Raw genomic sequence first — 26820 nt, 5'->3', positions numbered from 1 at the left:
GACCGTTTACACAAAATGCTTTACAGGCCCTCTTTTATGATCAGCGTGTCACCCCTTCCTTGCACTTTTCCGTCCGCGACAACCCAGTAACAGGCTCAGGCCACCGCCAAACAACCAAATCGCCCCCGGCAGGGGTACGGCCGCAACCGGTTCCGGAATAAACGGGCTTTCGAGAAGGCCTAAAAAAGCGGCACCGGAAGCCAGATTGCAGCCTGTAAAATGCGGATTGTAGTTTTGATCGAAGATTCCCGCAAGATAACCGGAAGCCAGATATTCCTGCAGCCGCATGGCAATCAACTGGGCCGGGGTGTATTGCAGGGGGCCTTCCAGATAAAAGGCCAAACCGTAGACGGAAGTAAAGAAATTGTTGTTTATCGAGAAATTACGGGGTGCGGACCACCAGATCAGCCCCATCCGTGAAGTCGCAGCCTCAACCTGACTGTAGGCAAAAAAAACATCAGTCCCACCCTGGGTGAAATAACCCTGAACCAAGCTGCCGAAATCACCATACTCCGTTCCCGCCGTCGGGCTGGTAAACGTCAGGCTTCCATCCGTGAGCACCGCTTGAAAAGAATCATTGAAACCGGGCGCAAAGGAATTACTGTTCTTCCGGCTATCGTACAGCACCCTACCCGTGAAGTCGTAATTATAGGCCAACACCGAACCGGCACCGTAAAAAGCTCCCGCCAGCAGAACCACGGCCACCAGCCAACCGGTTTTTTTAAGTGATTTAAACATAACCTCCTCCTCTTACCCGACCTCTCTTTACCCGCATTCATTTACAGCATAGCCGCCGGGACAAACTTTCACAATCGGAAGAAAGTATGATTTTACCGCCAGCGCTCACTTTGTCAACCGTATAGCAGAAGGTTTCCGTGACGGAGCCGTTACGTTTCCGGCGCGTAAACCTTCTACCGCACTTTCTTTCTGTCCGACACCACCCGGGCCAGGGTCAGAGCCGAGACCGAGACCGCCCCGCCGGCCCGCAAGGCCAACGCGGCGGCGTTCAGGGTCGAGCCGGTGGTCATGACATCATCACAAAGCAGAATCCGGCGGCCCGCGATCGCGGCCGGACGGCAGACCTGAAAACTGTCGGCTTGCAGGTTTTGCCGCCGGGCAATCCGGTCGAGGGAAACCTGTTGCGGAGTTTCCACGACCTTACGTAACAAGGGCCGGGCCCTGCCGCCGGCCAGCAGTCGGGCCGTTCCGGCCGCGATAAAATGGGCCTGATTGAAGCCCCGGCGGCGGAAAGAACGGGGCGAGAGCGGAACTGAGGTGAAAAGATCAATCTTCGTCTGTCTGATTGACGCAATCTCCAGAACCCGGGCCAGAAGAATCTCAACCAGCGGAAAGAATTCCGCCCGACCTTGGTATTTCCAGGCCGGAATAAGCTTCTCCAGAAGACCGGTATAAGGGTAAAGAGAAAAAACCTGATCGAGGGCGCTGGAAAAATTTTCTATTCGGGGCACAAAAACCGGCGGAAGCTGCTCCCGACAGGCCGGACAGAGAAAATTTTCCAGAGCGGGCGCGGCCCGCGGGCGGCTCAGGGGATGGTCAAGAAAAACCAAACAAGAAAGACAGCGCCGGGGAAAAAGAAGATCCAGCAGACCGGCGCCGAAAAGAGACAATTCAGTCTCCGGACAGAAGACTGGAACCGGTCATGGCGGCCGGTTTATCCAGGCCCATGACCTGCAGCAGGGTGGGAGCGATATCGGCCAGAACCCCACCCGAACGCAAGCGACCGTGATCATCCGGAGCAAACAGAATCAACGGCACCGGACTCAGGGAATGAGCCGTCACCGGCCGTCCCGTGGCATCCAGCATGACCTCGGCGTTACCATGATCGGCGGTGATCAGGGCGGAGATACCGAGTTTGGTGAATTTTTCCAGGATCAGCCCCAGAGCCTGATCCACCGCTTCACAGGCTTTGACCGCGGCTTTGATAATGCCGGTATGGCCAACCATGTCGCAGTTGGCGAAATTAAGCACGATCAGATCGTAAACCTGTTTATCCAGCAGGCGGCAAAGCTCGGAGGCGATGGTCATGGCGCTCATCTCCGGCTTGAGATCATAGGTTCTGACCTCACGCGGTGATGGCACCAGACAGCGCTCCTCTCCGGGAAACGGCGCTTCGCGACCACCGTTAAAGAAAAAGGTGACATGCGCATATTTTTCGGTCTCGGCGATCCGCAGCTGGCGCAGCCCTTGATCGGCGATCACCTGCCCGAGCACATCGACCAGATCCACCGGAGGAAAAACCACCGGCAAACCGAATTCGGCGTCATATTCGGTCAGGCAGACATAGGCTCCCAGACGGGGATAAACAGGCCGTGCGAAATCCGCAAACTCATCCCTGGTCAGGGCCATGGTGATCTCCCGGGCCCGGTCGCCCCGGAAATTGAAGAAAATCACACCGTCTCCGGTTTGCAACAGAGCCGGTTCCGAATCTGCACCCAGCACCGGAAAAGGCTCGACAAATTCATCCATAACCCCGGCGGCATATGAGGCTTCGACCCCGGCGGAAGCCTTGTGGAAACGCTCGCCCTGACCCAGAACCAGTGTCCGCCAGTGACGTTCGACTCGCTCCCAACGCCGGTCCCGATCCATGCCATAAAAGCGCCCGCCGACACTGGCGATACGCCCGACCCCGAGTTTTTCCAGAAAAAGCTCCAGGCGTCTGACATAGCTCAGCCCACTGTCCGGCGGCGTGTCGCGACCATCCAGAAAAACATGGACATAAATCCGTTGCAGGCCGCGCTCCGCCGCCAGGCGCAACAGGGCCTCCAGATGATCCTGATGACTGTGCACCCCGCCGGTCGACAGAAGCCCCAGCAGATGCAAAGCCCGGCCGTTTGCGGCCGCCGCCAGAAAAGCACGCTGCAAGGCCTCATTGCCGGCCAGCGAACCATTCGCCAGCGCGAGACCGATACGAGTCAGTTCCTGATAGACAATCCGACCGGCTCCGATATTGGTATGGCCGACCTCGGAATTTCCCATCTGACCGGCCGGCAGACCGACATCCAGACCGCTGGCCCCCAGCGTCGTCCACGGACATTCGTTAAGCAGGCGATCAAACACCGGGGTCGAGGCCTGACTGATGGCATTTCCGGGTCCGGCCGGGGCCAGACCCCAACCATCCAGAATAATCAAGGCAACAGGTTGTTCAGCCAAAGGAGCAGATCCTTTCCGAAAGGTCATAACTGTTATAGGTGCCGCAATGCGGACAACGGTATTTCCAGTCCGGCGACAGACGGCCACAGACCTCACAACCGAAAACCGGCTGCAGGCGCTCGACGCAGCCCAGCGCCTTTTTGAAATGATCCACGGCCTCGTGCAGACGATGTTCCCTGCGGCAGGCCAGTTCGCCCAGCAGCACTTCAAGCAGAGGGCCGGTAAAACCGCTTTCGCGCAATCTCTTGGCCGCGACCTCGGCTTCGTCGTATTTCTGATGTTCAAGACAGAAACGGGCATAGAGCCAGCGTGCGGGTCGGTACTCAGGATTGCGGGATAGAACCTTGCGGTAGAACTTCAAAATTTTTTCCGTACTGTTTTCGAGATCATCCTCAAGCTGCAAGCGTTCACACTCAAGGAGAAAAACGGCATTTGGCTTGCGGCGAAAGCCGCTCTTCAAAACATTCAGAGCCTCGCCCTTCTTGCTCTCCATCTCCGCCTTGAGCAGGTAGGCGGCGAGATGATCGCGATCCTGCTCGAAAACAATCTTCAACGTGGCGGCGGCCTCCTCCGGAAGGCGGGCCAGCCATTGACTCCGGGCCAGTTCATAGGCGCAGTTGGCGATTCCGGAAAGCGCTGTTTGTTTTTCCTCGCTGCCCTTGGCTTCTTCCTTGCTGATTTCCTGCCAGGTTTCCAGGGCTTCCCGCCAGTAGCCGCGGGCGTAAAACTGCCCAACCAGCATGCCCATCAGCGCCCGGTTGCGAGGATAACGGGCCTTCATAAACAACAGATGATTGGTCACCCGCAGGGGGTCATCCAGTTTTTGCAGGGCCTGAATCCGGTACCAATGCAGACGCGGATCTTCAGGACTGTACTCAATCGCCTGATCCAGGGTCCGCAGTGCCGCTTCCGGCCGGCGTTCACGCAGATACAGACGCGCCAGGGCCAGAACCGTCTCGATATTTTTACCATCCAGTCTGAGCGCCCGATTAAAACTGGCCGTCGCTTTTTTGATTTCCCCCTTGAAACCGGCTTCCACGCCTTCAAGCAGAGCCTGACGGGCATTTTCAATCCGCCGCAGGCGCCGGGCGAGAAAAAAAATGCTGATCTGACGGCGGACCGCCAACAGGGAAAAGAATATGCCACTGGCGAAAGCCCCGGCAACTATTGCCAATAGCAGAAAAAAGGGCATGGTCCCGTCAATGCTGAAACCATGCGTCAGGGCGATGGAGGTTTCAGTGGGATTCAGGTAGATCAGATACGCGGCTCCGAGAAGCACCAGCAAACCGCCGAAAAGAATTATTCGGTAAATCATAAAACAGCACCTGAAAACAAAAGGCCCGAGGTTGAATGCACGTCAAGGTAATTTATTGCGAAATTATCAGTAATGATAAGGTTCATTCCTGATAATCGTCAGCGCCCGATACAGCTGCTCGCAGAGTAAAAGACGAGCCAGTTCATGCGGAAAGGTCAAGGGAGACAGGGAAATCAGGTAATCCGCCTCCCGACGTAAACTCGGGTCATAACCAAAAGGACCGCCGCAAAAGAAAACCAGCTGCTGCTGACCGCCAGCCAGCGCCTGCTCCAGAAAAGCAGAGAATTCAAGACTGTCGCGCCGAGGCCCGCGTTCATCCAGCAACAGTTTCAAGCCGGCCGGTTTTCTGAACTCCTCCAACAACCGCGGCGCCTGCCGCCGGCGATAAGCCGCCGGGGTCTCAGACCGACCCGGTTTTTCCTCTTTAAACTCCCTGATTTCACAGGGCAGATAGCGATTTAAACGGCGCTGATACTCAGCCATTTCCTGCTGATAAGCCGCATGCCTGGTTTTGCCGGCCAGCAACAGCAGCAAACGCATTAAGGCCGGACTTCCTCCCGGCGTTGATCGACAATTACCGGGGCGTCACGCCAGAGACCTTCGAGATCATAATGCCGCCGCAGCTCATTGTAAAAGACATGCACAATCACGTCACCATAATCCAGCAAGGCCCAGCGACCACCCTGCAGGCCCTCGTTACCCAGAAGATGGTAACCCAGTTTTTTCATTTCCTGGGCCAGATGTTCACTGATGGCCTGCACCTGCCGGTCCGAACTGCCGCCGGCAATCACCAGGGTATCGGTTACCGAGGAAAGCCTCTTTAAATTCAGTACCACCAGGTCTTCGGCTTTTTTCTCCTCCAAAAAACGCCTGATCAAAGAAATTTTGTCGTCACCACCTGAAAAAGCACCGCCCCGTTCATCAGTCATCAAAATATATCCTGTTTTTTAAAATGTAACTGGCCACCGCCGCCGGCACCAGATAGCGCAAAGACCTTCCGGCTGCGGCTTCGCCGCGAACCAGACTGGAAGAAATATCCAGTCTGGTAACCTCCATGAAATAAAGCCCGCGGCCCGAGACATGCCGATAAGTGGACTCCTTCTCATAGCAAAATTCGTTCTCCAGCGCAAACGGAAAAAGTGCGTCCCGACCGGCCTCAAGCCAGGGCTGCCGGCCCTGCCGGGAGATAACAACAAAATTAGCCTGCGCGAAAAAGCCGGGAAAAGCGTACCAGGTTCCGATTTCGTTCCAGGCATCCCAGCCGATGATAAAAAAAAGCTCGGCCGCAGGGAAACGGCGCTGAAAATACTCAATTGTCGCCACCGAATAGGAAGTTTCACCACGACGGCATTCAAAAGCGCTGCAGGCAAGAAAAGGATTGCCGCGCCGCGCACGCCGCACCATGGCCAGACGTTCCTCGGCCGAAGCCACCCCGGCATCGATTTTATGCGGCGGACGCCCTGAAGGAACCAGGTAGACCTTATCCAGGACGAAGGCCTGGCGCACCTCTTCCGCGGCCCGCAAGTGACCATGATGAACCGGGTTATAGGTTCCCCCAAAGATCCCGATTCGTTTATTCTCTGATTTGACCGCTGCCATAAATGATATATTTAGTAGTCGTCAAGCCCTCAAGCCCCATCGGCCCGTAGGCGTGCAGTCGGGTGGTGCTGATACCTATTTCAGCGCCCAGGCCCATCTGGCCGCCATCGGAAAACCGCGTCGAGGCGTTAATCATGACCACCGAGGAATTAACCCGGCGCAAGAACTCCTGGGAACGCTGATAGTCTGAAGTAATGATGGTTTCCGTATGATCGGAAGCGTATACGGCGATATGGGCAAGCGCCTCCTCAAAATCATCGACCACCCGCACGGCCACCACAAGAGCAAGATATTCGGCGCCCCAGTCGGCCTCCTCGGCCGGAACCAGATCGGAAACCAGGGCCAGGGTTTTCGGACAGCCCCTAATCTCAACCTGCTCGGCTTTGAGATCGGCGACCATCAGCGGCAGAAAAGCGGCCGCAACCTCCTTGTGTACCAGAATAGTTTCCGCGGCATTACAGACCCCGGGCCGCTGCACCTTGGCATTGACCACGATTTTTCGGGCCATTTCCAGATCGGCGCCGGCATCGACATAAATATGGCAAACGCCTTTGTAATGCTTAATCACCGGAATCCGGGAATGTTCGACGACAAAACGAATCAGCCCCTCACCTCCCCGGGGAATGATCAAATCAATCTCCTCCTCGCATTCCAGAAGATGATTGATGGCCTGCCGTTCAACAAACGGGACAACCTGAATCGCTTCCGGCGGAATCGCGGTACCGCGCAAGGCTTCGTGCAGAACCCTGAGCACCGCCAGGTTGGAATTGAAGGCTTCTGAGCCTCCTCGCAGGATAACGCCGTTACCGGACTTAAGACAGAGTCCGGTGGCATCCGCCGTGACATTGGGGCGAGACTCATAAATCATGCCGACCACCCCCAACGGAATCCTCATTTTCCCGACGAGCAGTTGATTGGGCCGCCGCCACATGCGAACGATCTCACCCACCGGATCGGGAAAAGCCGCGACCTCCTCCAGTCCGACCGCCATACCTTCAATCACCGGGTCACTCAAGGTCAGACGATCAAGCATCGCCGGGCTCAACCCATGGGCCCGGGCGCCTTCCAGATCAAGCTGATTTTGCTCCTGAAGAAAGGCCTTTTGTGCGCGCAGGGCGCGGGCCATAGCCCGCAGGGCCTTGTCTTTTTCCACCGTCGAGGCGGAGGCCAGCACCCGCGCAGCGGCCTTGGTCTGCCGGGCCAGCTGTTTAATTGCCTGAGCTAAATCCATCATCTTTCACCTTACCTTCCGGACCTTTCCGAACAACCATCCGAAAAGTTCATCACAACCTTGCCGGAGTTAACTTTTTTTAAAAGATTACAAGAGCGCCAGGTTATCACGATGAATAACTTCGGAGCCGGCGTCATAACCAAGACAGGCAAAAATTTCGCGTGAGTGGCGGCCGGCGATCTTGCGAATATCGACCGCGCTGTAGGTCACGAGCCCGCGGGCGATTTCCTTAGCCTCAGGATCGAGACAGGAAACCGGATCCCCGACCCCGAAATCACCCTCGACCAGCTTAATCCCGGAAGGCAGCAGGCTCGTCCCCTGTTCCAGCAAGGCCCGGACCGCGCCCCGGTCCAGAATCAGCCGCCCTCGGGGCTCAACCGCGAAGGCAAGCCAGTGCTGACGACAACTGAGACGATTGACCCGCGGCAGAAACAACGTGCCTTCATCGTCTCCCGCCAAAATCCGGGCCATAACCCCGGGCCGACGGCCATTGGCGATCACGGTCGGGATGCCGTACGCCGCGGCCTTGCGGGCCGCTTCCAGTTTACTCATCATGCCTCCGGTCCCAACCGCGCTTTTTGAAGCTCCGACAAAACCCGTGACCTCTTCATCAACCTCGTCGATGCGGGAGACCAGACAGGCGTTACCATCAGTCTTGGGATCACAATTATAAACCCCGTCAAGATCGGTCAGCAACAGGAGTAAATCAACCTCGGCCAGCGAAGTCAGAAGTGCGGCCAGGTTGTCGTTGTCCCCGAATTTTATTTCGCGCACGACCACCGTGTCGTTCTCGTTGACCAAAGGCAAAACCTGGGCTTCAAGCAGGGTTTTCAAGGTATTTCTGGCATTAAGATAGCGCCGGCGGTTACGAATGTCATCTGCGGTCAAAAGTATCTGAGCGACGACGATCTCATGATCTGCAAACGCCTTCTCGTACCGGCGCATCAAGCGCAACTGGCCGATGGCGGCGCAGGCCTGTTTTTCTGGAATCTTCGTCGGGGGCACGCTGAAACCAAGGGCTTCGAGGCCGGCCGCAACCGCCCCCGAGGTAACCACGACAAACCGGTAGCCCCGCTTCCGCAGAACCGCAATTTCTTCGGCGAAACGGATAAAAAAAGGGTCGTTCAAGCGCCCCTTCTCGGTCAGAACGGCGCTGCCGAGTTTAACGACGACAAGTTTGACGTTGCAAAGATTCTGATGACGGGTGGTTTCCATAAAAAACAGCGCCGACAATGCCTCAAAAGTATTTTCAATAATCTGGTTATCCGGCTTCAAAAAACCACTCGGCCCCGACGCCGCGCCGTTTCATCCCCAACCAATTATCTTCGTCCCGAACAGATCATCCTTATTTTGAAGAACCAGAAAACGGCCTGACGCGAGCTCGGCTTTGCGGGCGGCGAGGCCGCCTCGAAATTGCGGGGCCGGGGCCCGCAATTAAAATCAGAACCCGGCCCCGGTTATCTAGTGGAAAAAAACAAAGTTGTCAAAAAATATCTTGCGGACAAGGCTGATCCTTAAAATAGAACTTGAAGATACAACGACAATGTGATAACCCCCACACGGCTGTAAAATATACAGTTAAAATGATCTGTTCAACGACGTGATTTTATGGAACGGAAACGATAACAAAGGGCGAGAGCATGAAGACCAAGGAAAACAAGATTCCGGAGGCCACGATTAAGCGCCTCTCCACCTATATCAACTGTCTGGAAAGACTCGGGGCGGAAAACAACCCCGTGATTTCTTCAGAAATGCTGGGTGAATCCTGCCAGGTCAGCCCGGCCCAGATCCGCAAGGATCTGTCCTATTTTGGTGAGTTCGGCGTGCGCGGCGTCGGTTACGACACCAAGAAACTGGAAGATGAAATCAAGGATATTCTGGGTCTCAATCACAACTGGCCCAGCACAGTTGTCGGAGTCGGGAAATTGGGCCAGGCCCTGCTCAATTTTGCGTTTTTTCGCAAACACGGCTTTCGTATCATCGCGGCTTTCGACAGCGACCTCAACAAGATCGGCAGTGAAATCGTGGAAGGGGTCACCATTCTGCCGACTATAGACATCGAGAAAACCGTCAGCCGGGAAAAAATTACCATCGGCATCATCACGACCCCGGCCGAAAGCGCCCAGGCCGTTGCCGACCAGCTGGTCGCCGGCGGCATCAAGGGCCTTCTCAATTTCGCTCCGATCAAGGTCAAAGTTCCGGAGAAAATTGTCCTGCGCAACGTTTCGATTACGAGTGAACTTGACAACCTGGCGTATCTGCTGACCCGGAAGAGACATTGAGCGGAAGGATTTCCCGCAGGCAACGGCCGGTGGCCGAAGCCTCGACTCGGGCCACCTCCTCAGGCGGACCGCAGGCGACCAACCTCCCGCCGCCGCTGCCGCCGTCCGGACCGAGATCAATCAGATAGTCGGCGGCCTTGATCACATCAAGGTTATGCTCGATAACCAGGACCGAATTACCTTCATCCACCAGGCGCCGCAGAACCGTGAGCAGCTGCCGGACATCGTCAAAATGAAGTCCGGTCGTGGGTTCATCCAGCAGATACAGGGTTCTCCCGGTAGATCTTCGCGAGAGTTCCTTGGCCAGTTTCACCCGCTGCGCCTCGCCCCCCGAAAGGGTCACCGCCGCCTGCCCCAGGGTGATATAACCGAGCCCGACATCCCGCAGCACCTGAAGTTTGTGTTCCACCTTGGGCACCGCGGCAAAAAATTCAGCCGCCTGATTAACCGTCATCGCCAGCACCTCGGAAATATTCGCTCCTTTATAACGAACCTCCAGGACCTCCCGGCTGAAACGCCGACCACCACAAGCGTCGCATTTAACAAAGATATCCGGCAGAAAGTGCATTTCGACCCGGGTCGAGCCATCCCCCTTGCACACCTCGCACCGTCCACCCTTGACATTGAAACTGAAGCGGCCCGGTTTATAACCTCGGGCTCGCGCCGTGGGCAGTCCCGAAAAAAGCTCCCGAATCGGGGTAAAAACTCCGGTATAGGTCGCCGGATTGGAACGAGGTGTCCGGCCAATCGGACTTTGATCGATATTAATCACCTTATCCAACAACTCGAGCCCTTCAATACTGTGATAGGCGCCCCCGGGGAAACGCTCGTCATAAAGATGATTATGTAAAGCGGGAAACAGGGTCTCATTAACTAGACTGCTTTTGCCGGAACCGGAAACTCCGGTCACACAGAGCAGCAGTCCCAGAGGAAAAGCCACGTCGATTTCCTGCAGATTATGCCGCCGAGCCCCCCTGATAACGATTTGCCGTTTCGAATCGGGCCGGCGCCGCACCGGAATCTCGATGTTGCGCCGTCCGGAAAGATAAAGTCCGGTCAGAGAATCCCCGGCCAGAATTTCCCCGGGGCTACCCTGAGCCACCACTTCCCCTCCCAGACGCCCGGCTCCTGGCCCCATGTCGATCACCTGGTCGGCCGCCAGGATGGTTTCCTGATCATGCTCCACTACGACCACGGAATTGCCCAGATCCCGCAGCCGCAACAGGGCTTCGAGCAAGCGCCGGTTATCACGCTGATGCAGACCGATACTGGGTTCATCCAGAACATAGAGAACCCCGGTCAGACCCGAACCGATCTGACTGGCCAGACGAATCCGCTGCGACTCGCCACCGGAAAGGGAAGCACTGCTCCGCTCCAGGGTAAGATAGTCGAGACCGACATCGAGCAGAAACTTAAGCCGGGAGAAAAGTTCCGCCAGAATCCGCCGGGCGATGGCCCGACGCGCCGGAGAAAGCTCCAGTTTCTGTAAAAAATCCTGCGCCCGAGGCAAGGATAGACAGGTCAGTTCATAGATATCAAGCCCTCCGAGCTTGACCTGAAGACTTTCGGAACGCAGACGACTGCCGTGACAAAGCGGACAGGGCTTGGCCGAAAGATAGCGCAGAAGTTCACCGTCATTTTCACCATCGGCCTTTTCGTAACGCCTCTTCAGACTCGGCACCACGCCCTCGTAACACCGTCGAGACGACTGGTGATAGCGCCCTTCGACAAGCAAACCGGGAATCTTTTCCTGGCCGGAACCATGCAGCAGAATCTCTTTGATCTTCTCCGGAAGCTCGGCAAAGGGCCGGGACAGTGAAAAATCATAATGTTTGGCCAGCGGTTCCAGCACCTCGCTTACATAAAACGAAAGCGAACGCCGCCAGGGAGCTATCGCTCCGGCCGCCAGACTCAAAGCGGGGTTGGGAACAATCAGGTCGGCATCAAAAGTCAGATCGCGACCGAGACCTCCGCAGGCCGGACAAGCCCCATGCGGATTATTAAAGGAAAACAGGCGCGGAGAAAGCTCGGCGAAGCTGATACCGCATTCCGCGCAAGCCAGACGCCGGGAAAAAAGCAGACGCCGGCCGTCAACCACCTGCACCGCCACCAGATCTTCAGCCTTATCCATGGCTAGTTCCAGCGAATCAACCAGACGGGCGCGGTTTTCGGAATCGACCACCAGGCGATCAATCACCAGCGAGATATCATGAAAACGTTTGAGATCCAGTTCCGGGGGGGAATCCAGGCGATAGACCTCACCATCAACCTCAATCCGCAAAAAACCCTGACTCTGAAGCTCGACGAAAAGTTTCTTAAATTCTCCCTTGCGCCGCCGCACCATGGGAGCCATGATCAACAGTTTGGTCCCGACGGGCAGGTTTTCAATCAGATCGGCGATCTGGTCGACCGACTGCGAGCTAATCGGCCGGCCGCAACCGGGACAATAGATTTCCCCGACCCGAGCGTAGAGCAGACGCAGATAATCATAAATTTCCGTGACCGTCCCGACGGTTGACCGGGGGTTATGGGAAACCCTCTTCTGCTCGATCGAAATTGCCGGGGAAAGGCCTGTGATTTCATCGACATCAGGTTTTTCCATGAGCTGCAGAAACTGCCGGGCATAGGACGACAGGGATTCAACGTAACGCCGCTGGCCCTCGGCGTAAATCGTGTCAAAAGCCAGGGATGATTTCCCTGAGCCGCTGACTCCGGTAATCACCACGAGGCGGTGCTTGGGCAGAGTCAGGGAAATATTCTTGAGGTTATGCTCTCGCGCCCCCCTGATTACGATTTCATCTTTACCATCTAACATGATAATAATATTCCTTGCTCAACTTTCTGAGTCGGATCAGGCAGCTAATCTCCTGAATTCCCGAGCTATTGTAGGGGGCCAGGTTGATTTGCGGCAGTGGATCATGGTCCTTGTTTCTGCCGTAGCAGACCTGTCTCAGGCATCTTGAATAACTGGATACGGAGGTAGTGTCATAGGCCGGATATTCCTTTTCCACCCGGCGTTGGCCTTGAAGGTGGAAGAACTTTTGTCCGGCATCTTCAGAGATGGCGGACAAATAATTCACTGCTTCTCTGGGAGAATATGACTTCGCCATGAGGATGGCGAAGGGCGGTAGCCCTGCGGGGAAAGCGACGCAGAGAGTTTTTATCCTCCATGATCAGGTAGTAGGCCGGGGACAGGATCTGGCGGCGGCTGTCTGGAAAGCAGCTTTGTAGATCATTGACAACCCCCATATCTTCCCCGAGACGATCGAACAGGTAAGTGGCCCCGTAAAAGCTTCGGGCTGCCTTTGCAATAAAAACCGGCCTTCTTCTGGTTTTTTCAGAAATCGGAGCCTTTCGTTTGAGGGTGGGAATGATCTCTTTTGTCTCGGGATCTACCCTACCAAGACATTTGCGCTTGGCCCGGGACTGCTGCTTGACTTTGTCCCAGCAAGAAATCGATTCATACGCATATGTAACGCCAGTTTTTTGATTTATCTGATACACAATGGCAACCATTTGCAATTCCTCCTTTTCTCGTTATAACAATACAAAGTATAACGATGAATATTGCAAGGGAAAATTGCGTTTATTCTCTTAAATTTTAGTTGTTTATCTCATTTTCATCGTTATAATTTCCGGGAAGGCAGGTCATACGACTGAGAATCAAAAAAAGCGATGATCGCCTCCGGCACCGAACCCTGACATGAAACATCAACGGAAGATCCTTGCTCTTGACCGGTCGCCGCTCATAAACCGATCCGATAATATCACCGGCCATGGCTCCAATCATGCTGGAGTCACCGCCGGCCAGGCCACGTTTTTTAACAGAGAGATTAACCTTTTCTCGGTTTTCCCATCCCGGATGGTCAATTGGCCGGGTTTTCTTTCCCAATTGTAAACGGTGGCCGCGGTCACTCCGACTTTTTCGGCAAAGGCCGCAACGCTGAGCTTCATTTGCCGACGGCCTGCGGCAAGACGATTACTGGTCAGGTGTCCGGCCGGGTCTGGCGGCCGGGTTTTACCAACTGCAGGGGCCGATTTTTCTGCCGGTTTTTCTACTGGTTTGTTGGCGGCTGCTCTGGTGGTTTTTCTAGTGGTTTTTCCGGTCAGATTCTCAGGCTTAGCCGCTGTTTCGTCAATCTCAACCCCGAAAATATCGCCCAGTGAGCTATTATCCAGCCGCCGGCGGCTGGCACCACGGCGTGATGACGTGGCCTCGACCACCGCCCCGCTGGTTGCCGACGCCAGAGCCTCGGCATCGACCAGCTCTCCGGAATCGACACCGCGCAATTTAAAAAGCAGCTCCGGCCGGGCATCAAGCCGTTTACCGATACCATAGAAAACTGCCGCCACATGTTTGCAGATACCGGCCGAGTCAGGGCAACTACAGACAAAGGAGATCTCACCTTTAAGCGGAAACAGGCCGTGGCCAGGGTTGGTAACCACCGCCATTACCTCATCGGAAAAACGTCCCTGCAGGAGTTCTACCAGCGAAGAAATCCGGCCGGTGCATTTGCGTTTGATGGCAGCCCATTTGTATTTGGGCAGGGTTGAGATTTTAATTTCAACCTTATGGAGGCCGCTGCCCGCGACATAAGCCTCGACCTCGCCTTTACTGATGCCCAGATGAACTACGGAGCCGTTACGCAAACAGGTTTTACCGCGGGGCAGGCGATTGGCAAAGTCACGGAAGGCCTCGAGATGTTCACACCAGCTCGAACCCCAGAAAGTTCCGGCGATTTTCCTGCCTTTGCATGCCTCTATCCCTTCAACGACCAGGCCCTTTTTACGTTTGGCCGCCATCTTTTTGATTGCGTTTGCTCTTCTTACCGCCACCGGAACATAGGGAGCCCATCCGCCATAGCGCGACATAGTAAAATTCCTTACGCCATTGCCTTGTTGATATCCAGCGTTACCATTTTCATGATTTCCTCACTGCTTATTTCCGTGAACGAGGTTTCCGCCCCCGAGCCATCAAGGACATCGACGGCCAGCCGATCTTTCTCCCTGATAAGTTCGTCGATTTTCTCTTCCAGGGTGCCGGGACAGACAAATTTATGCACCAGCACATTCTTATTTTGTCCGATCCGAAACGCCCGGTCGGTGGCCTGGTTTTCAACCGCGGGGTTCCACCAGCGGTCGAAATGAATGACGTGACTGGCCGCGGTCAGGTTCAGGCCGGTACCGCCGGCTTTAAGCGAAATCACAAAAAAGGGCGGGCCGTGTTCATCCTGAAAAGCGTTCACCATCTGCCGACGCTTTTTGATTGTGGTAGCGCCGTGCAGCACCAGTCCCTCACAGGCAAAGACCGAACTGAGAAAATCATTGAGCGGTTCGGTCATTTCGCGGTACTAGCTGAAAATCAAAACCTTGTCCTGACGTGCGGCGATCTCCTCGCAGATCTCCTTTAAGCGCTCGAATTTACCGCTGTCTCCAGGGGTAAAGAGACCGTCGCCGAGCAGCTGGGAAGGGTGGTTGCAGATCTGTTTAAAGCGCATCAGGGAGGAAAGCACCATGCCCTTGCGCTGCAGCCCCTCAGCTTCCTGAGCCAGCGCCGCAGCCAGGTCTTTAACGTTTTGCTCGTAAAGTACCGCCTGTTTTTTCGTCAGCCGGCAATACGCGGTAACTTCGGTTTTGTCCGGCAGATCGGAGATTATCGACTTGTCGGTTTTGAGCCGCCGCAGGATGTAGGGAGCGGTCAAGGCGCGTAAGGGTTTGTATTGATCGCGCCGACGGGTTTCCAGGTTGTTGACAAAATGCTGAAAGACTTTGGCGCTGCCAAGCAGACCCGGATTGATAAAATCAAACAGACTCCACAAGTCTCCGAGCCGGTTTTCAACCGGGGTTCCGGTCAGAGCGATCCGGGCGCGGGCTTTGATTTTCTTGATGTTGATGGTCTGTTTACTGCCGGGATTTTTGATCGCCTGGGCTTCATCAATGACGGCCAGATTCCATTGATAGTCGCTGAGATACGGCTGCCGCGAAAACATGGCGTAAGTGGTCAAAACGACGTCTGCATCCTTAAATTTCGCCTGTTGATCATCCGGCATGGAGGCAAAACTTTTGTCGTCCATCATGGCACGATGCAGGTAAAGACATTGCAGACTGGGCGCAAAGCGTTCGATTTCACTTTGCCAGTTGCCTAACAGCGAGTCGGGAACCACCAACAGCGCAGGCTGGGTTGAGGATTTTTTCTGCTTTTGCCGGATGAGCAGTAAAGCAATGACCTGAATAGTTTTACCCAGCCCCATGTCGTCGGCCAGGCAGGCCCCCAGGCCGACTTCCGCCAGAAAGTTAAGCCAGGCAAGCCCCTGTTGTTGATAGGGGCGCAGGGTGGCTTGCAGCAGTTTCCCGGGAGAAACCGCCCGGGCGTTAGCCGGCGCCCGCAGGGTTTCGATGAGTTCCTTGAAGCCTGCGGCCAGCGCGATAAAAGACCACTCATGAACGGTTTCGTTTTCTTTACCGCCTTTCATATTGAGCGCGGCCCCGGCCAACAGCCGCAGGCCCTCGACCAGGGAAATTCCATCCCCCGCCTGCGCCTGGACCTGCTGCCAGTGCGTCAATACCTGGTTGAGTTTTGCCGCGTCCACCTCAACCCATTGGCCTTTGACAAAACGCAGGCCGCTGCCCGCCGCCAGCAGGGCTTTCAGCTCCTCCGCGGAAAGCTCTTCGTCACCGATGGCGGCGTTGACATTAAAATCAAGCATGGTGTCCGCGGTAAAACGCCCCGGTACCTTAGCGCCGAGGTTGACCCGGGCCTGAACTCTGGGACGTTTGCGCCACCAGTCCGGCATGCAAACCAGCAGGCCGCTTTCTTCATACAGGGGAATTTCTTGCAAAAAAGTATAGGCTTCGCCGTCGGTAAGCGGATAGGGGTGGTAAATCTCACCGGATTCGAGCAAGTCTTTGATCAGCTCGCTTTGTTTGGCGGCATTGCTGACCAGCACCAGCAAATGCAACAGGGCTTTTTTGTTTTTCGTACCGGCATATTCAGTCAGGGCCTGGCTGATCGGCAGAAAACGCAGTTTATCGGCCTTGCCAAGGCCGGAGGCGTAGGTCGCCAGAAAGGCGAATGGATACTCACCATCACCCTTGTTTTCCGCCAGATGAAAACAGACCCGGCCGACCTGCCGCCAGCGCGGGGCCCGGCTTTCAAGAAAAACCGCCAGCGAACCGGCTTTGGCAACCGCTTGACCCAGATAAGCGCTGAAGCCGTTCCAGATGTCGATAAAAGTGGCTTCAGTTACATATTCCGCTCCGGTCATCGGCGGCAGTGACAATCTGTAGACGGCGGCCTGGGTTTTAGTTAACGGTTCAATCTCATCAATAAATGCAGCGTTCTCCGGCGTATGGCAGATGCGATTCAGGATTTCCGCGGCGAAATCACGCCAGAACAGCATTGCCGGAGGCAATCCCTGGGTTTTAGCAAAGGCCGCAAGCGCCAACAGCGCCCCGCAGATTCCATCCTCTTTTACCCCCTGCCCTAATTTAGCTGCAAGTTCCGTTGCGTATGGTTCTTCCTGAACCGTTTCTCGACTATCAAGACAACCGCTGCGATTTATCGTCAGCTCAAACATCTGCCGGGCTTTTTGCTTGCTGATTCTTTCTTCGGCCTGGGCCAGTTCCATCTGATCGGTAATATTCAATTTGTTTTCAAGGGTCATTCGGCACCTTCTTCGATTTCCGCCGGAATGGATTCGATGAAATCACCCATCAACTGTTGAACGTTACCGGGAGCCTTCACTGAAGCCTTCCCTGAACGCCTTTTTCAGTTTTTCGTTGTTCTGGTAGCGGCCGTAGGCGGCCTGGGTGGCCTGACGCACCTAGTCCATAGTCATCTGGCTGTTTCTCAGCTTTTCCCCAACTCTTTTCCATCCTTGGAGGCTTGCTCTAAGGGTTCCGGGGTGGCCGGCCTTCTTGGTACGGGGAAGATCATCGAAGCTGTGGGCCCAGGTTCCGTTCTTGATCTGCCATTGTTTTTCGGCCTCCAAGGCCTTCAGTCTCGCCACAACTTGCTTAAGCCTCTCTTCCGCTTGCGCCTTCTGACTTAGCTTCCCGGCAAAACTGGCAACGGAATTCAGGCGGAAATTCTTTAAAGATAGAAATTCAGGCGACGTTTTCATGAGATTTCAGGTGATGGACTCGCAAAAAGTATTTGTTTCGATTTTCTGTCACAACATCCAGCTGCAAGAAGCAAATAAAGAAACAACATAATGTTCTGCATTTTTCTGGTTGAACGGGCTGAGGCACAATGCCATTGAGCGCCCCCAGCAAGCAGTATTTCCCCAAAAATCACCTCTGCAAATATCACGCAAGGGGCTTTTTTTTGATGACAACGGAAAATCTCGGCCCGTTGCCGGGGTTTTCCGCCGGCAAAGCACCGCAGAGGTTGATACAGGTGACACCCCGAAACCAACCCGGAATAATTTATCTTGAAAATTGTCCTTCAATGCATTACAAAATCAACGATTTTATCGCGCTTTCAGCCGGGAAACCATAGCTATTTCATAAACCCGGGTTTGCGGGAAAACGCCCCGGGCGTTGCAACCTTTGAAGGTAGGCTATGAGAAAAAAAGGATTCTTCCTCACGCTCTTAATTGCCGTTGCCTGCAGCTGGTTGATTCCCTCCGGATGCCCGGCTGAAACCAGCAGTCTCCGCCTGATCTATATAGGATCACTTTCCGGCTATGTCAAACTCTGCGGCTGACACAAAAAACAGGCGGGCGGTCTGGCCCGGCAAAAAACGGTGGTTGACCAGCTTCGCCGGGAAGCCGGGCCGGCTTTACTCATCAACTGCGGCAATCTGACCCAGGGCAACTCGAAAAATGACTTCGAGGTCAACCGCCGCATTCTGAAGACCGCGCTTCAAGGTTATGAGATGATGGGGGCCGAGATCTTTGCTCCCGGCAACCAGGAACTGATCTACGGCCGCCAACTTATCCTTTCCCTCAAGGAAAGCGTGCCCGGAGGCGCCATTGTCTGCGCCAACCTCGGAGGAGCGCCGGTTCCGGGAATTGAAACCCACAGGCTCCTGGAGATTGACGGGCGCAAGATCCTGATTACCGCCCTGGTTGATCCGGACCTCGAAAAGAAGGCCGTCCATGGCCTCTTCGTTACAGATCCGATTCCCAGCCTGGGAAAAATCCTAAAAATCCCTCATGACCTCGCGCTGGCCGTACTGCATTTTTCCGACAGTAAAGCCCGCCATCTGCTGCGCGAACATTCCGGACTCGACCTCGCCATTCTCGGCACGCAACGCGGCACCTTCGCAGAGGCCGAAAAGATTAACGACTGCTGGCTGCTCAAAAATAACAACCATGGCAAAACCATCGGCTGCCTGGACTGGGACTTCGCCGCCCGAAAACCGGCAAGCCACCAGATCATTAAGGTCAACAGGGAAGATTTCGCCGCCGACCAGAAAGTCGCCAATCTGGTTGCCGACTACGAGGTCTGGCTTCGTCAGCATTACATCGAGAAGGAACAGCTTCAAGCGAGCCACGAGAATCAGGCGACAATCAAGGTGCCTTATATCGGCAACCTGAGCTGTGAACCCTGCCATTCCGAGATAGTCGCCGCCTGGAGCCGTTCCCGCCATGCCCAGGCCTACGCCAGCCTGCAGAAAAAATGCAAGGATTTCTGCCCTGACTGTCTTCCCTGTCATGTCACCGGCAGCCGCGACCATGACAAGGAAGGCTTCATTTCACCGGCCGCCACCCCACATCTTTTCAATGTTCAGTGCGAGGAGTGCCACGGCCCGGCCGAGGCCCACCGGCAAAATCCGGCTCTGCCGTATGGCGAAAAGATCGAACTGCGAACCTGTACCATCTGCCACACGCCCAACACCGACCCGGAATTCTCCTTTGACGACGACATCAACCTCGTCATTCATTGAGTTTCGGACCGTTTGCAGCGCCTGAAACCAGGAAAGCCCGGGAAAAACAACCGGGCTTTCCTGGTTTTTTCAAACCGGACAAAAAACTTATCCCGCACACCGGCAACAACAATCCCGCCAGTCCGTGGACCCGCAAAGGATCTGTCTAGACCAGACTTTTGAAGGCCTCCTTACGACCGGTATAACGCTCCCGCATCTGAGGTTTCATCAGTTTTCCGGTCGGATTGCGCATCACCTGATCGAATTTGATCACCCGCGGCAATTTATAGGTTGCCAGCCTGGTTTTGGCGAAGTTGAGAAGATCATCCTCAGTCATGGTCCGTCCTTCCTTGAGCTGAACAATCGCCATGACGATTTCCACCAGACGATCGTCCGGCGCCCCGATACAAGCCACATCATCAATATCCGGATGTTCCATCAGGGCATCCTCAATCTCGACCGGAAAGATATTTTCCCCGCCGCTGGTGATCATGTCCTTCTTGCGATCGACAATATAAAAATAACCATCGGCGTCGGTCTTCAGCAGGTCCCCGGTATAAAGCCAGCCGTCCTTAAGGGTTTCCTGCGTCATTTCGGGATTGGCGAAATACCCCTTCATCATGCGCGGAGTCCTGAAGATAAGTTCGCCGACTTCTTCCGGCCCGACCTCATTGCCGGCAAAATCAACCAACCGGGCCTCAACCCCGAAGGTCGGCTTGCCGATCGAACCGGGCCGCGCCAGGACCTCGTCCGGATAGAGGTTAAAGGTACCGCCGCCGCCGCCTTCGGTAATCCCGTAGATATTGGAAACGCCGCAGGGAAGAACCTCGACCAGCCGCTTCATAACTTCGAAAGGCACCGGCTGCGCCCCGATTTCCATATAACGCCAGGCGGAAAGATCATAGTCATCCAACCTGATATCACCTTTATCAATAGCATTAAGAATCGCCACCGCGATCGGCACGACGAAAAGCACATCGGTGGCTTTTTCCTCGGCCAGAGCCTCAATAATCCATTTGGGGTCGCGCAGATCGCGGAGAATAGTGCCGGTTGCGCCGGTGGCATAGAAAGGAGCCCAGAGAAACATCGTACCGCTGTGATAAAGCGGCAGAAAGAAGAGATAATTATCATTTTTCTCGACAAAATAACTCATGCCGTTGCCGATGGCCGTGCTGTTCAGAGAAAAATGGGTATGCAGAACCGGCTTTGGCTTGCCCGTGGTCCCGGAGGTAAACATCATGGCCAGAGCGGCATCCGCTGCCACCTCGACCAGGGCTTCGGACGTATCGGCATAAGCGGCCGGGAGCTTAAAATCAATCATGCCGGCGCCGATTTTATCACCGACACAGATGTAATGTCTGATCGTACCCAAAGCTTCCCGAACTGGTTCAACCACAGACAGGAATTCCGAACCCAGAATAAAAACCACGGGATTGGAGACTTCGGCCGCAAACTTGATATCGGCCCCGACAAATCGAAAGTTAAGCGGCACCACCACCGCTCCGAGTTTGATAACGGCATAGTAACTGACTAACCATTCCAGGCTGTTGTTCTGCAGGTGCATGACATAGTCACCCTGCCTCACCCCGAGTTCATGCTTCAGGTAATTGGCAACCCGGTTAATCGCCTGATTGAATTCTTTCCAGGTCAGGGTGCGACGAGCCCCGGTCGCCGGCGTCCGCTCAATCAGACAGATCTTTTCCGGCAGATGCCGGGCATGCAGACAGGCGTAATTGGCATAATTCATCTCTTCTTACTCCTCAGGTTAAATTTCCGATTTTTTTGCGGCCGAAAGCCCCCTCAAAACCGCTGTTTGCTCAAAAATCCACCAGATCAAATGAACCTGTACTAAGCAAAAAGTATACCGCGAAAATATACCCCCAGAAAGTTATTTATTTTTTCACCGCACCGGTATTTTTTGTCGTCACGCCGAAACGCCGCCGCAACCCACACCGAGGTCACCACCTAACTCCGGTAATCAGCATTGATCGAGATATAATCATGGGTCAGGTCCGAAGTCAGCAGCAGGAACTCATCTTCACCTGACTGCAGGTCAATTTTCACCGAAAACTCCGGCAAACGCAGGACCGCAGCCCCCATTTCCTCACGATAATCCCGATCGCGAACCCCGCCGCTGACAACCCGCACCTGATCGAAATCGATATTAACCAGTTCAGGCCGCAGATCGACCCCGGCGTAACCCACCGCGGCGATAATCCGTCCCCAGTTGGCATCCTGACCGAAAAAAGCGGTTTTCACAAGGGACGAATTAGCCACTGCGCGGCAGATTTTTTCCGCCGCCGTCGGCGAAGGCGCCCCGGTAACCATAACCTTGACCACCTTGGTGGCCCCTTCGCCATCCTTGACCATCATATAAGCCAGTTCTTGCGTCATCTGCAAAAGCGCGTTTTCCAGCAATTCCAGATCGGCGGCCGTCGTCAGGAAACTACCCGAGGCCCCATTGGCCAGCGCCAGGACCGTGTCGTTGGTACTCATATCCCCGTCGACACTGATCCGGTTAAAGCTATGCTCCACGACCCGGCTCAGCAACGCCTGCCAGGTATTCTTTTCAATTTTGGCATCGGTCAGCAGGTACGCCAGCATGGTCGCCATATTCGGATGAATCATCCCGGCTCCCTTGGCGAAACCGTTAATCGTCACCCGTCCCTGACTGGTTTCAAGCTGACAGGCGACCATTTTCGGAAACCGGTCGGTGGTCATGATCGCCCGCACGGCCCGTTCGAAGGTTATCACCGGATCGCCAGGAATCTTAACGCCGTCAACCAGCTTTTCAATCCCTTTGAGAATCTTGGTTACCGGCAAGGGTTCGCCGATGACTCCGGTTGAAGAGATAAAAACCTCGGCCGCCTTGATATTTAAAGCCGCGCCCAGAAATTCAGCCACGCTCAGGACATCGATCTCACCCTGAGAACCGGTACAGGCGTTGGCATTGCCGCTGTTGATCAGCACCGCCCGCAGACTCTCCCCGGCCGCCAGCTGGCGACGACCATAAATCACCGGTGCCGCCGGAAAACGATTGGTGGTAAAGGTTGCGGCCGCAGTCGCCGGCGTCTGGCTTAGAATCAGGGCCAGATCAAGAGCATCCTCGGCCTTTTTCAGACCGCAATGAATTCCGGCGAATTTAAACCCCAGACAGATTTGCATCTTTTTTTCCATGACAATTAATTATCTCCAGAAGTTACAGACAAGACTGATCCTTGGCCGAGCCCGGCAAATCCGACCGCGACCGCTGCGTACGCGCAGCTTGCCGGGCAAACAGACCCCACTGCCTGCCGGAAACAGATTCACCTGAAAGATAAACGGAGGGGCTTACTGGCCGCAACATTTTTTATATTTTTTCCCGCTACCACAGGGACAGGGATCATTGCGCCCGACCTTGCTTCCGCTGACCACCGGCTTGCGTTTACCATCTTCGGTGCGCCCGCCATGCGAGAGCACCATTTCCTGTTCATGGCGGGCCTGTTGATCCAGTTCTTCCACCTCTTCTTCGCGAGTTACCTGAATATGAAAGAGCTGGCCGACCACATCCTCCTTGATTCGTTCGATCATATTCGAGAACATCTCGAAACCCTCGCGCTGATATTCACGCAGCGGATCCTTCTGACCGTAACCACGCAGACCGATGCCTTCTTTGAGCTGATCGATCGCGTAAAGATGATCCTTCCAGAGGTTATCCAGGGTATGCAGCAGAATGATTTTTTCCAGCTGGCGCATGGTTTCCGGCCCCATATGGGCTTCCCGGGCGGCATAATTTACCCGCACCAGTTCCTGCAGACGTTCCCGCAGACGCTCTTCATCCTGAATCCCGGCCAGTTCCGACTCCGGGCCAAGATCCACCGACAGGGCAAAGGAACGCAACAGCCCCAACGAGAGCGAATTGAAGTCCCACTCTCCCGCATTCCGGGAGCCACTGGTCGCTGCATGCAACATTTCCGTGACGACATCCTCGATATATTCGAGAACCAGGGACCGCAGATCATCATTACCCAGAATCTCGCGGCGCAGTGAATAGATGGTCTCGCGCTGCTTGTTCATGACATCGTCATATTCGAGAAGCTGCTTGCGGATATCAAAGTTATGCCCTTCAACCCGCCGCTGCGCGTTTTCGATGGCTTTGGAGATCATCGCGTGTTCAATCGGCTCGCCTTCCTCGATACCCAGCGTATCCATCACCTTGGCAATCCGCTCGGACCCGAAAATCCGCATCAGGTCGTCATCCAGACTGAGATAGAAACGAGAAGAGCCGGGATCGCCCTGACGCCCGGAACGCCCTCTGAGCTGATTATCGATCCGCCGCGATTCATGCCGTTCCGTGCCCAGAATATGCAGACCGCCGGCCGCGAGTACAGTCTGACGCTCGGTTTCACACTGGCTTCGGTAAGCGGAAAGCACTTGCTCCCGTTCCTCCGGGGTCATTTCCTCCCGCAGCTTGGCCTTCGCCATCATTTCCGGATTCCCCCCCAGCACGATATCGGTGCCGCGCCCGGCCATGTTGGTGGCAATGGTCACCGCTCCATAGCGCCCGGCCTGGGAGATTATTTCCGCTTCTTTTTCATGGAATTTAGCGTTAAGCACCTCATGCTTGATGCCGCGCCGGCGCAGAACGGTGCCCAGATACTCCGAATCCTCGATGGAAATCGTCCCGACCAGAACCGGCTGACCGGTCTTGTGACAAGCGACGATTTCCTCGACCACGGCATTATATTTTTCTTTGGAGGTCTTGAAAATCACATCGGGGTTATCTTTCCTGATCATCGGCCGATTGGTCGGAACCACGACCACTCCGAGACCGTAGGTCTGGGAGAACTCCACCGCCTCGGTATCGGCGGTGCCGGTCATACCGGCCAGTTTTTCATACATGCGAAAATAATTCTGAAATGTAACCGAGGCCAGGGTCTGGTTCTCCCGCTCAATCTTGACCCCTTCCTTGGCTTCCAGGGCCTGATGCAGACCGTCACTGTAGCGCCGCCCATCCATCAGACGACCAGTGAACTCATCGACGATCACCACCTTATCATCCTTGACCACATAGTCGACATCGCGTTTGAACAGGACATGCGCTTTCAAGGCCTGATTGACATGGTGCAGGGTTTCAATTTGGCCCGGCTCAAAAAGATTGCCGACCTTGAGCAAAGCCTCGACCCGGGCGACGCCGGCCTCGGTCAGGGTCACGGAACGGCTTTTTTCATCAACATCGTAGTCGGATATCTGTTCCTGCTCCCGGTTGCTCTGCACCAGCTTGCGCATGGCCTTGTCGATAACATAGTATTTATCGGTGCTGTCGTCGGTCGGCCCGGAAATGATCAGCGGCGTCCGGGCTTCATCGATGAGAATACTGTCAACCTCGTCGACAATCGCATAGTGCAGCGGGCGCTGGACGTAATCCTCCAGAGAAAATTTCATATTATCACGCAGATAATCAAAACCGAACTCGTTATTGGTCCCGTAAGTGATGTCCGCGGCATAAGCCTGCTGGCGCTCGCGGTCATCGAGCTCATGCAGAATAACTCCGACCGAAAGCCCGAGAAACGCATAAACCTTTCCCATCCAGGCGGCGTCCCGCCGGGCGAGATAGTCGTTGACCGTGACCACATGCACCCCTTTTCCGGACAGGGCGTTCAGATACACCGGCAGCGTCGCGGCCAAGGTCTTGCCTTCGCCGGTTTTCATCTCGGCAATCTTACCTTTGTGGAGCACGATACCGCCCATGATCTGCGCGTCAAAATGACGCATCCCCAAGGTTCGTAAAGCGGCTTCCCGCACCACAGCAAAAGCCTCGGGCAGCAGATCAAGAAGTTCCTCTCCCCGCGTCAGGCGCTCTTTGAATTCACCGGTTTTGCCCTGCAGCCGGCTATCGGAAAGGGTTTTCAGGCCGGCTTCCTCGCGATTTACCAAATGCAGCAAGGGCTGCATACCCTTGATTTCCCGATCATTCTTGCTGCCAAAGATCTTTTTCAGAATATTCATCTTAAATCACTTACCTTTCAAAAAAAATCCCCGCGAAAAGACGCCTGACGACGCTTCACGAGGACAACTGTACGCGGCCCGAAAACCAGGCGCGTCTCTCAGGTCAAGCCCTAATGCGGGAATAAATCCCGCAACCCAAAGGGACCTTCACGGCCCGTACCTAAAGGTATTTCCTTTGGTTACAAATAAGTACTCTTACCAGACCCAGCAGAGCTGGATAAGTTTCTTCATCAGGACATCCCCTTCGGGGATAACCCGTGAAGCACTTAACATTTTCTTGTGTTTGTTATCTGAAAAACGTTAAAAAAACCAGAAAATAACCTGCAAGCTACTAATCCAGAAGAAATTCAACCGGATTCACCGCCTTACCGTCCACAACCACCTCATAGTGAAGGTGAGGACCGGTACTGCGCCCGGTATTGCCCAATTTACCTAGTTCCTGACCACGCACCACGGCATCTCCGTTCTTCACGCCGATCTGCGAGAGATGTCCATACCTGGTGATTTTACCAAGACCATGATCAATTGTGACCAGCTTGCCGTAACCGCTCTGATGACCGGCAAAAACCACCCGTCCATCAGCGGTCGCGACCACTGGCGTGCCGACCCGGTTGACGATATCAACCCCTTTATGCAGTTCCCGCCGCTGGGTAAAGGGAGAGGAACGATAACCGAACGGAGAGCTGATCCAGCCGCGTACCGGCCAGATTGACGGGGTAAAATTAAGCAGCGACTGTTGTTCGCTTAAATGGTTATTGAGACAACCGAGGGCATTCTCCTCCGCCGCAATTTCCAGCTCCAGCCGCTGCAGTTCGCGATGCATCGCGGCAAGCTGCGCCTTGCGTTCCTCGTCGAGGCTGGAAACCGTCAGCGCGCTGGCCAGCGGATCGGGGCCGCCGACGCCGCGAAGATCAAGGCTTTCCGGCACCACCGCGAGATTGGCCAGAACCTTGATTTTAGCATTACTCTGGCGCAGATGCAGAACTTTGTCGTTGAGATCGGCCACGCGCTGGGAGAAAAAAACAACCTGTTTTTCAAGCTCTCGATTTTTACTTGCCAAACGAGCGTAATCATTGATATTGTGCAGATTGACAAGATACAGGGCGATCGCCACCAGGGCCCCGATAAAAACCGCGCTGACCAGCGGCATCGCCAGCCAGAAAAACCTTTTAATTTGCCTGACCGGAAGCGTCAGCTTGCGGTGCACACCCTTGCCACTGCGAAAAACAACCAGCGTATATTGATCTTCTCGGTTCATCGAAACGACATATCTCCATCTTGACCGCGGCCGAAAAAGGCGCAGAGAAATCTTTTGCAGAATAACGGCCATTAATAGCAAAATCCAGCCCAGATGTCAATATTT

Annotated in this window: 18 protein-coding genes and 3 pseudogenes; 2 read left to right on the top strand and 19 right to left on the bottom strand. The window is 54.8% G+C overall.

The window, feature by feature from the left end:
• Window positions 1-48: 48 nt before the first annotated feature.
• The 9 genes from ENN66_01725 to proB all read right to left on the bottom strand — a co-directional run bounded on the left by ENN66_01725 (window position 49) and on the right by proB (window position 8531).
• Window positions 49-738 (bottom strand): hypothetical protein, encoded by a 690-nt coding sequence (locus ENN66_01725; GenBank protein ID HDS15339.1) that lies wholly within the window; start codon window positions 736-738, stop codon window positions 49-51.
• A gap of 173 nt (window positions 739-911) precedes the next feature.
• Window positions 912-1628 carry a ComF family protein gene (locus ENN66_01720; GenBank protein ID HDS15338.1) on the bottom strand — a complete coding sequence of 239 codons (717 nt, stop codon included), beginning with the start codon at window positions 1626-1628 and terminating at the stop codon, window positions 912-914.
• Window position 1629: 1 nt separating this feature from the next.
• Window positions 1630-3198: a 2,3-bisphosphoglycerate-independent phosphoglycerate mutase gene (locus ENN66_01715; protein ID HDS15337.1), complete on the bottom strand. Its 1569-nt coding sequence runs from the start codon at window positions 3196-3198 to the stop codon at window positions 1630-1632.
• Window positions 3164-4486, bottom strand: a complete 1323-nt coding sequence (locus ENN66_01710) for a tetratricopeptide repeat protein (protein ID HDS15336.1) — start codon at window positions 4484-4486, stop codon at window positions 3164-3166. Before ENN66_01710 ends, ENN66_01715 begins: the two co-directional genes overlap by 35 nt.
• Before the next feature lie 66 nt (window positions 4487-4552).
• On the bottom strand, window positions 4553-5026 hold the full coding sequence (locus tag ENN66_01705) for a 23S rRNA (pseudouridine(1915)-N(3))-methyltransferase RlmH (GenBank protein ID HDS15335.1): 474 nt from the start codon (window positions 5024-5026) through the stop codon (window positions 4553-4555).
• On the bottom strand, window positions 5026-5415 hold the full coding sequence (rsfS, locus tag ENN66_01700) for a ribosome silencing factor (GenBank protein HDS15334.1): 390 nt from the start codon (window positions 5413-5415) through the stop codon (window positions 5026-5028). Before rsfS ends, ENN66_01705 begins: the two co-directional genes overlap by 1 nt.
• The gene (gene nadD, locus ENN66_01695; GenBank protein HDS15333.1) at window positions 5408-6085 is read right to left on the bottom strand and encodes a nicotinate (nicotinamide) nucleotide adenylyltransferase; all 678 of its coding nucleotides are present in this window, start codon (window positions 6083-6085) and stop codon (window positions 5408-5410) included. The genes rsfS and nadD overlap by 8 nt, the downstream gene beginning before the upstream one ends.
• On the bottom strand, window positions 6060-7316 hold the full coding sequence (locus ENN66_01690; protein HDS15332.1) for a glutamate-5-semialdehyde dehydrogenase: 1257 nt from the start codon (window positions 7314-7316) through the stop codon (window positions 6060-6062). Before ENN66_01690 ends, nadD begins: the two co-directional genes overlap by 26 nt.
• A gap of 87 nt (window positions 7317-7403) precedes the next feature.
• The gene (gene proB, locus ENN66_01685; GenBank protein HDS15331.1) at window positions 7404-8531 is read right to left on the bottom strand and encodes a glutamate 5-kinase; all 1128 of its coding nucleotides are present in this window, start codon (window positions 8529-8531) and stop codon (window positions 7404-7406) included.
• Between the two features lie 425 nt (window positions 8532-8956).
• Here proB and ENN66_01680 point away from each other — a divergent pair, with 425 nt between their 5' ends.
• Window positions 8957-9598, top strand: a complete 642-nt coding sequence (locus tag ENN66_01680; protein ID HDS15330.1) for a redox-sensing transcriptional repressor Rex — start codon at window positions 8957-8959, stop codon at window positions 9596-9598.
• Here the strand turns inward: ENN66_01680 and uvrA are convergent.
• The 6 genes and pseudogenes from uvrA to ENN66_01650 all read right to left on the bottom strand — a co-directional run bounded on the left by uvrA (window position 9546) and on the right by ENN66_01650 (window position 17721).
• Window positions 9546-12413 carry an excinuclease ABC subunit UvrA gene (gene uvrA / locus ENN66_01675; protein ID HDS15329.1) on the bottom strand — a complete coding sequence of 956 codons (2868 nt, stop codon included), beginning with the start codon at window positions 12411-12413 and terminating at the stop codon, window positions 9546-9548. The genes ENN66_01680 and uvrA overlap by 53 nt on opposite strands.
• Window positions 12414-12489: 76 nt before the next feature.
• Window positions 12490-13114 (bottom strand): annotated as a pseudogene (locus tag ENN66_01670) (transposase).
• A gap of 196 nt (window positions 13115-13310) precedes the next feature.
• Window positions 13311-13388, bottom strand: a pseudogene (locus ENN66_01665) (ADP-ribosylglycohydrolase family protein).
• Complete coding sequence (locus ENN66_01660) at window positions 13385-14470, bottom strand: hypothetical protein (protein ID HDS15328.1); 1086 nt, start codon at window positions 14468-14470, stop codon at window positions 13385-13387. Before ENN66_01660 ends, ENN66_01665 begins: the two are co-directional and overlap by 4 nt.
• 11 nt (window positions 14471-14481) lie before the next feature.
• Window positions 14482-17175, bottom strand: a pseudogene (locus tag ENN66_01655) (DEAD/DEAH box helicase).
• A gap of 246 nt (window positions 17176-17421) precedes the next feature.
• On the bottom strand, window positions 17422-17721 hold the full coding sequence (locus ENN66_01650) for a hypothetical protein (protein ID HDS15327.1): 300 nt from the start codon (window positions 17719-17721) through the stop codon (window positions 17422-17424).
• Window positions 17722-18344: 623 nt separating this feature from the next.
• Between ENN66_01650 and ENN66_01645 the strand changes: the two genes are divergently transcribed.
• Window positions 18345-19490 (top strand): hypothetical protein, encoded by a 1146-nt coding sequence (locus ENN66_01645; protein ID HDS15326.1) that lies wholly within the window; start codon window positions 18345-18347, stop codon window positions 19488-19490.
• A gap of 145 nt (window positions 19491-19635) precedes the next feature.
• On the opposite strand, the gene ENN66_01640 is transcribed toward ENN66_01645, so the two are convergent.
• The 4 genes from ENN66_01640 to ENN66_01625 form a co-directional block, all read right to left on the bottom strand.
• The gene (locus ENN66_01640; GenBank protein ID HDS15325.1) at window positions 19636-21216 is read right to left on the bottom strand and encodes an AMP-binding protein; all 1581 of its coding nucleotides are present in this window, start codon (window positions 21214-21216) and stop codon (window positions 19636-19638) included.
• A 218-nt stretch (window positions 21217-21434) separates the two neighbouring features.
• Window positions 21435-22646: a bifunctional glutamate N-acetyltransferase/amino-acid acetyltransferase ArgJ gene (argJ, locus tag ENN66_01635; GenBank protein HDS15324.1), complete on the bottom strand. Its 1212-nt coding sequence runs from the start codon at window positions 22644-22646 to the stop codon at window positions 21435-21437.
• Window positions 22647-22799: 153 nt separating this feature from the next.
• Window positions 22800-25457 (bottom strand): preprotein translocase subunit SecA, encoded by a 2658-nt coding sequence (gene secA, locus ENN66_01630; GenBank protein HDS15323.1) that lies wholly within the window; start codon window positions 25455-25457, stop codon window positions 22800-22802.
• Between the two features lie 331 nt (window positions 25458-25788).
• The gene (locus tag ENN66_01625; GenBank protein ID HDS15322.1) at window positions 25789-26787 is read right to left on the bottom strand and encodes a M23 family peptidase; all 999 of its coding nucleotides are present in this window, start codon (window positions 26785-26787) and stop codon (window positions 25789-25791) included.
• Window positions 26788-26820 lie beyond the last annotated feature (33 nt).

This window comes from Pseudomonadota bacterium, from assembly GCA_011049115.1.
Lineage (GTDB): Bacteria > Desulfobacterota > Anaeroferrophillalia > Anaeroferrophillales > Tharpellaceae > DSCM01.
Note: the sequence above shows the minus strand (reverse complement) of the source record. Positions and strands in the feature narration are given on the sequence as shown.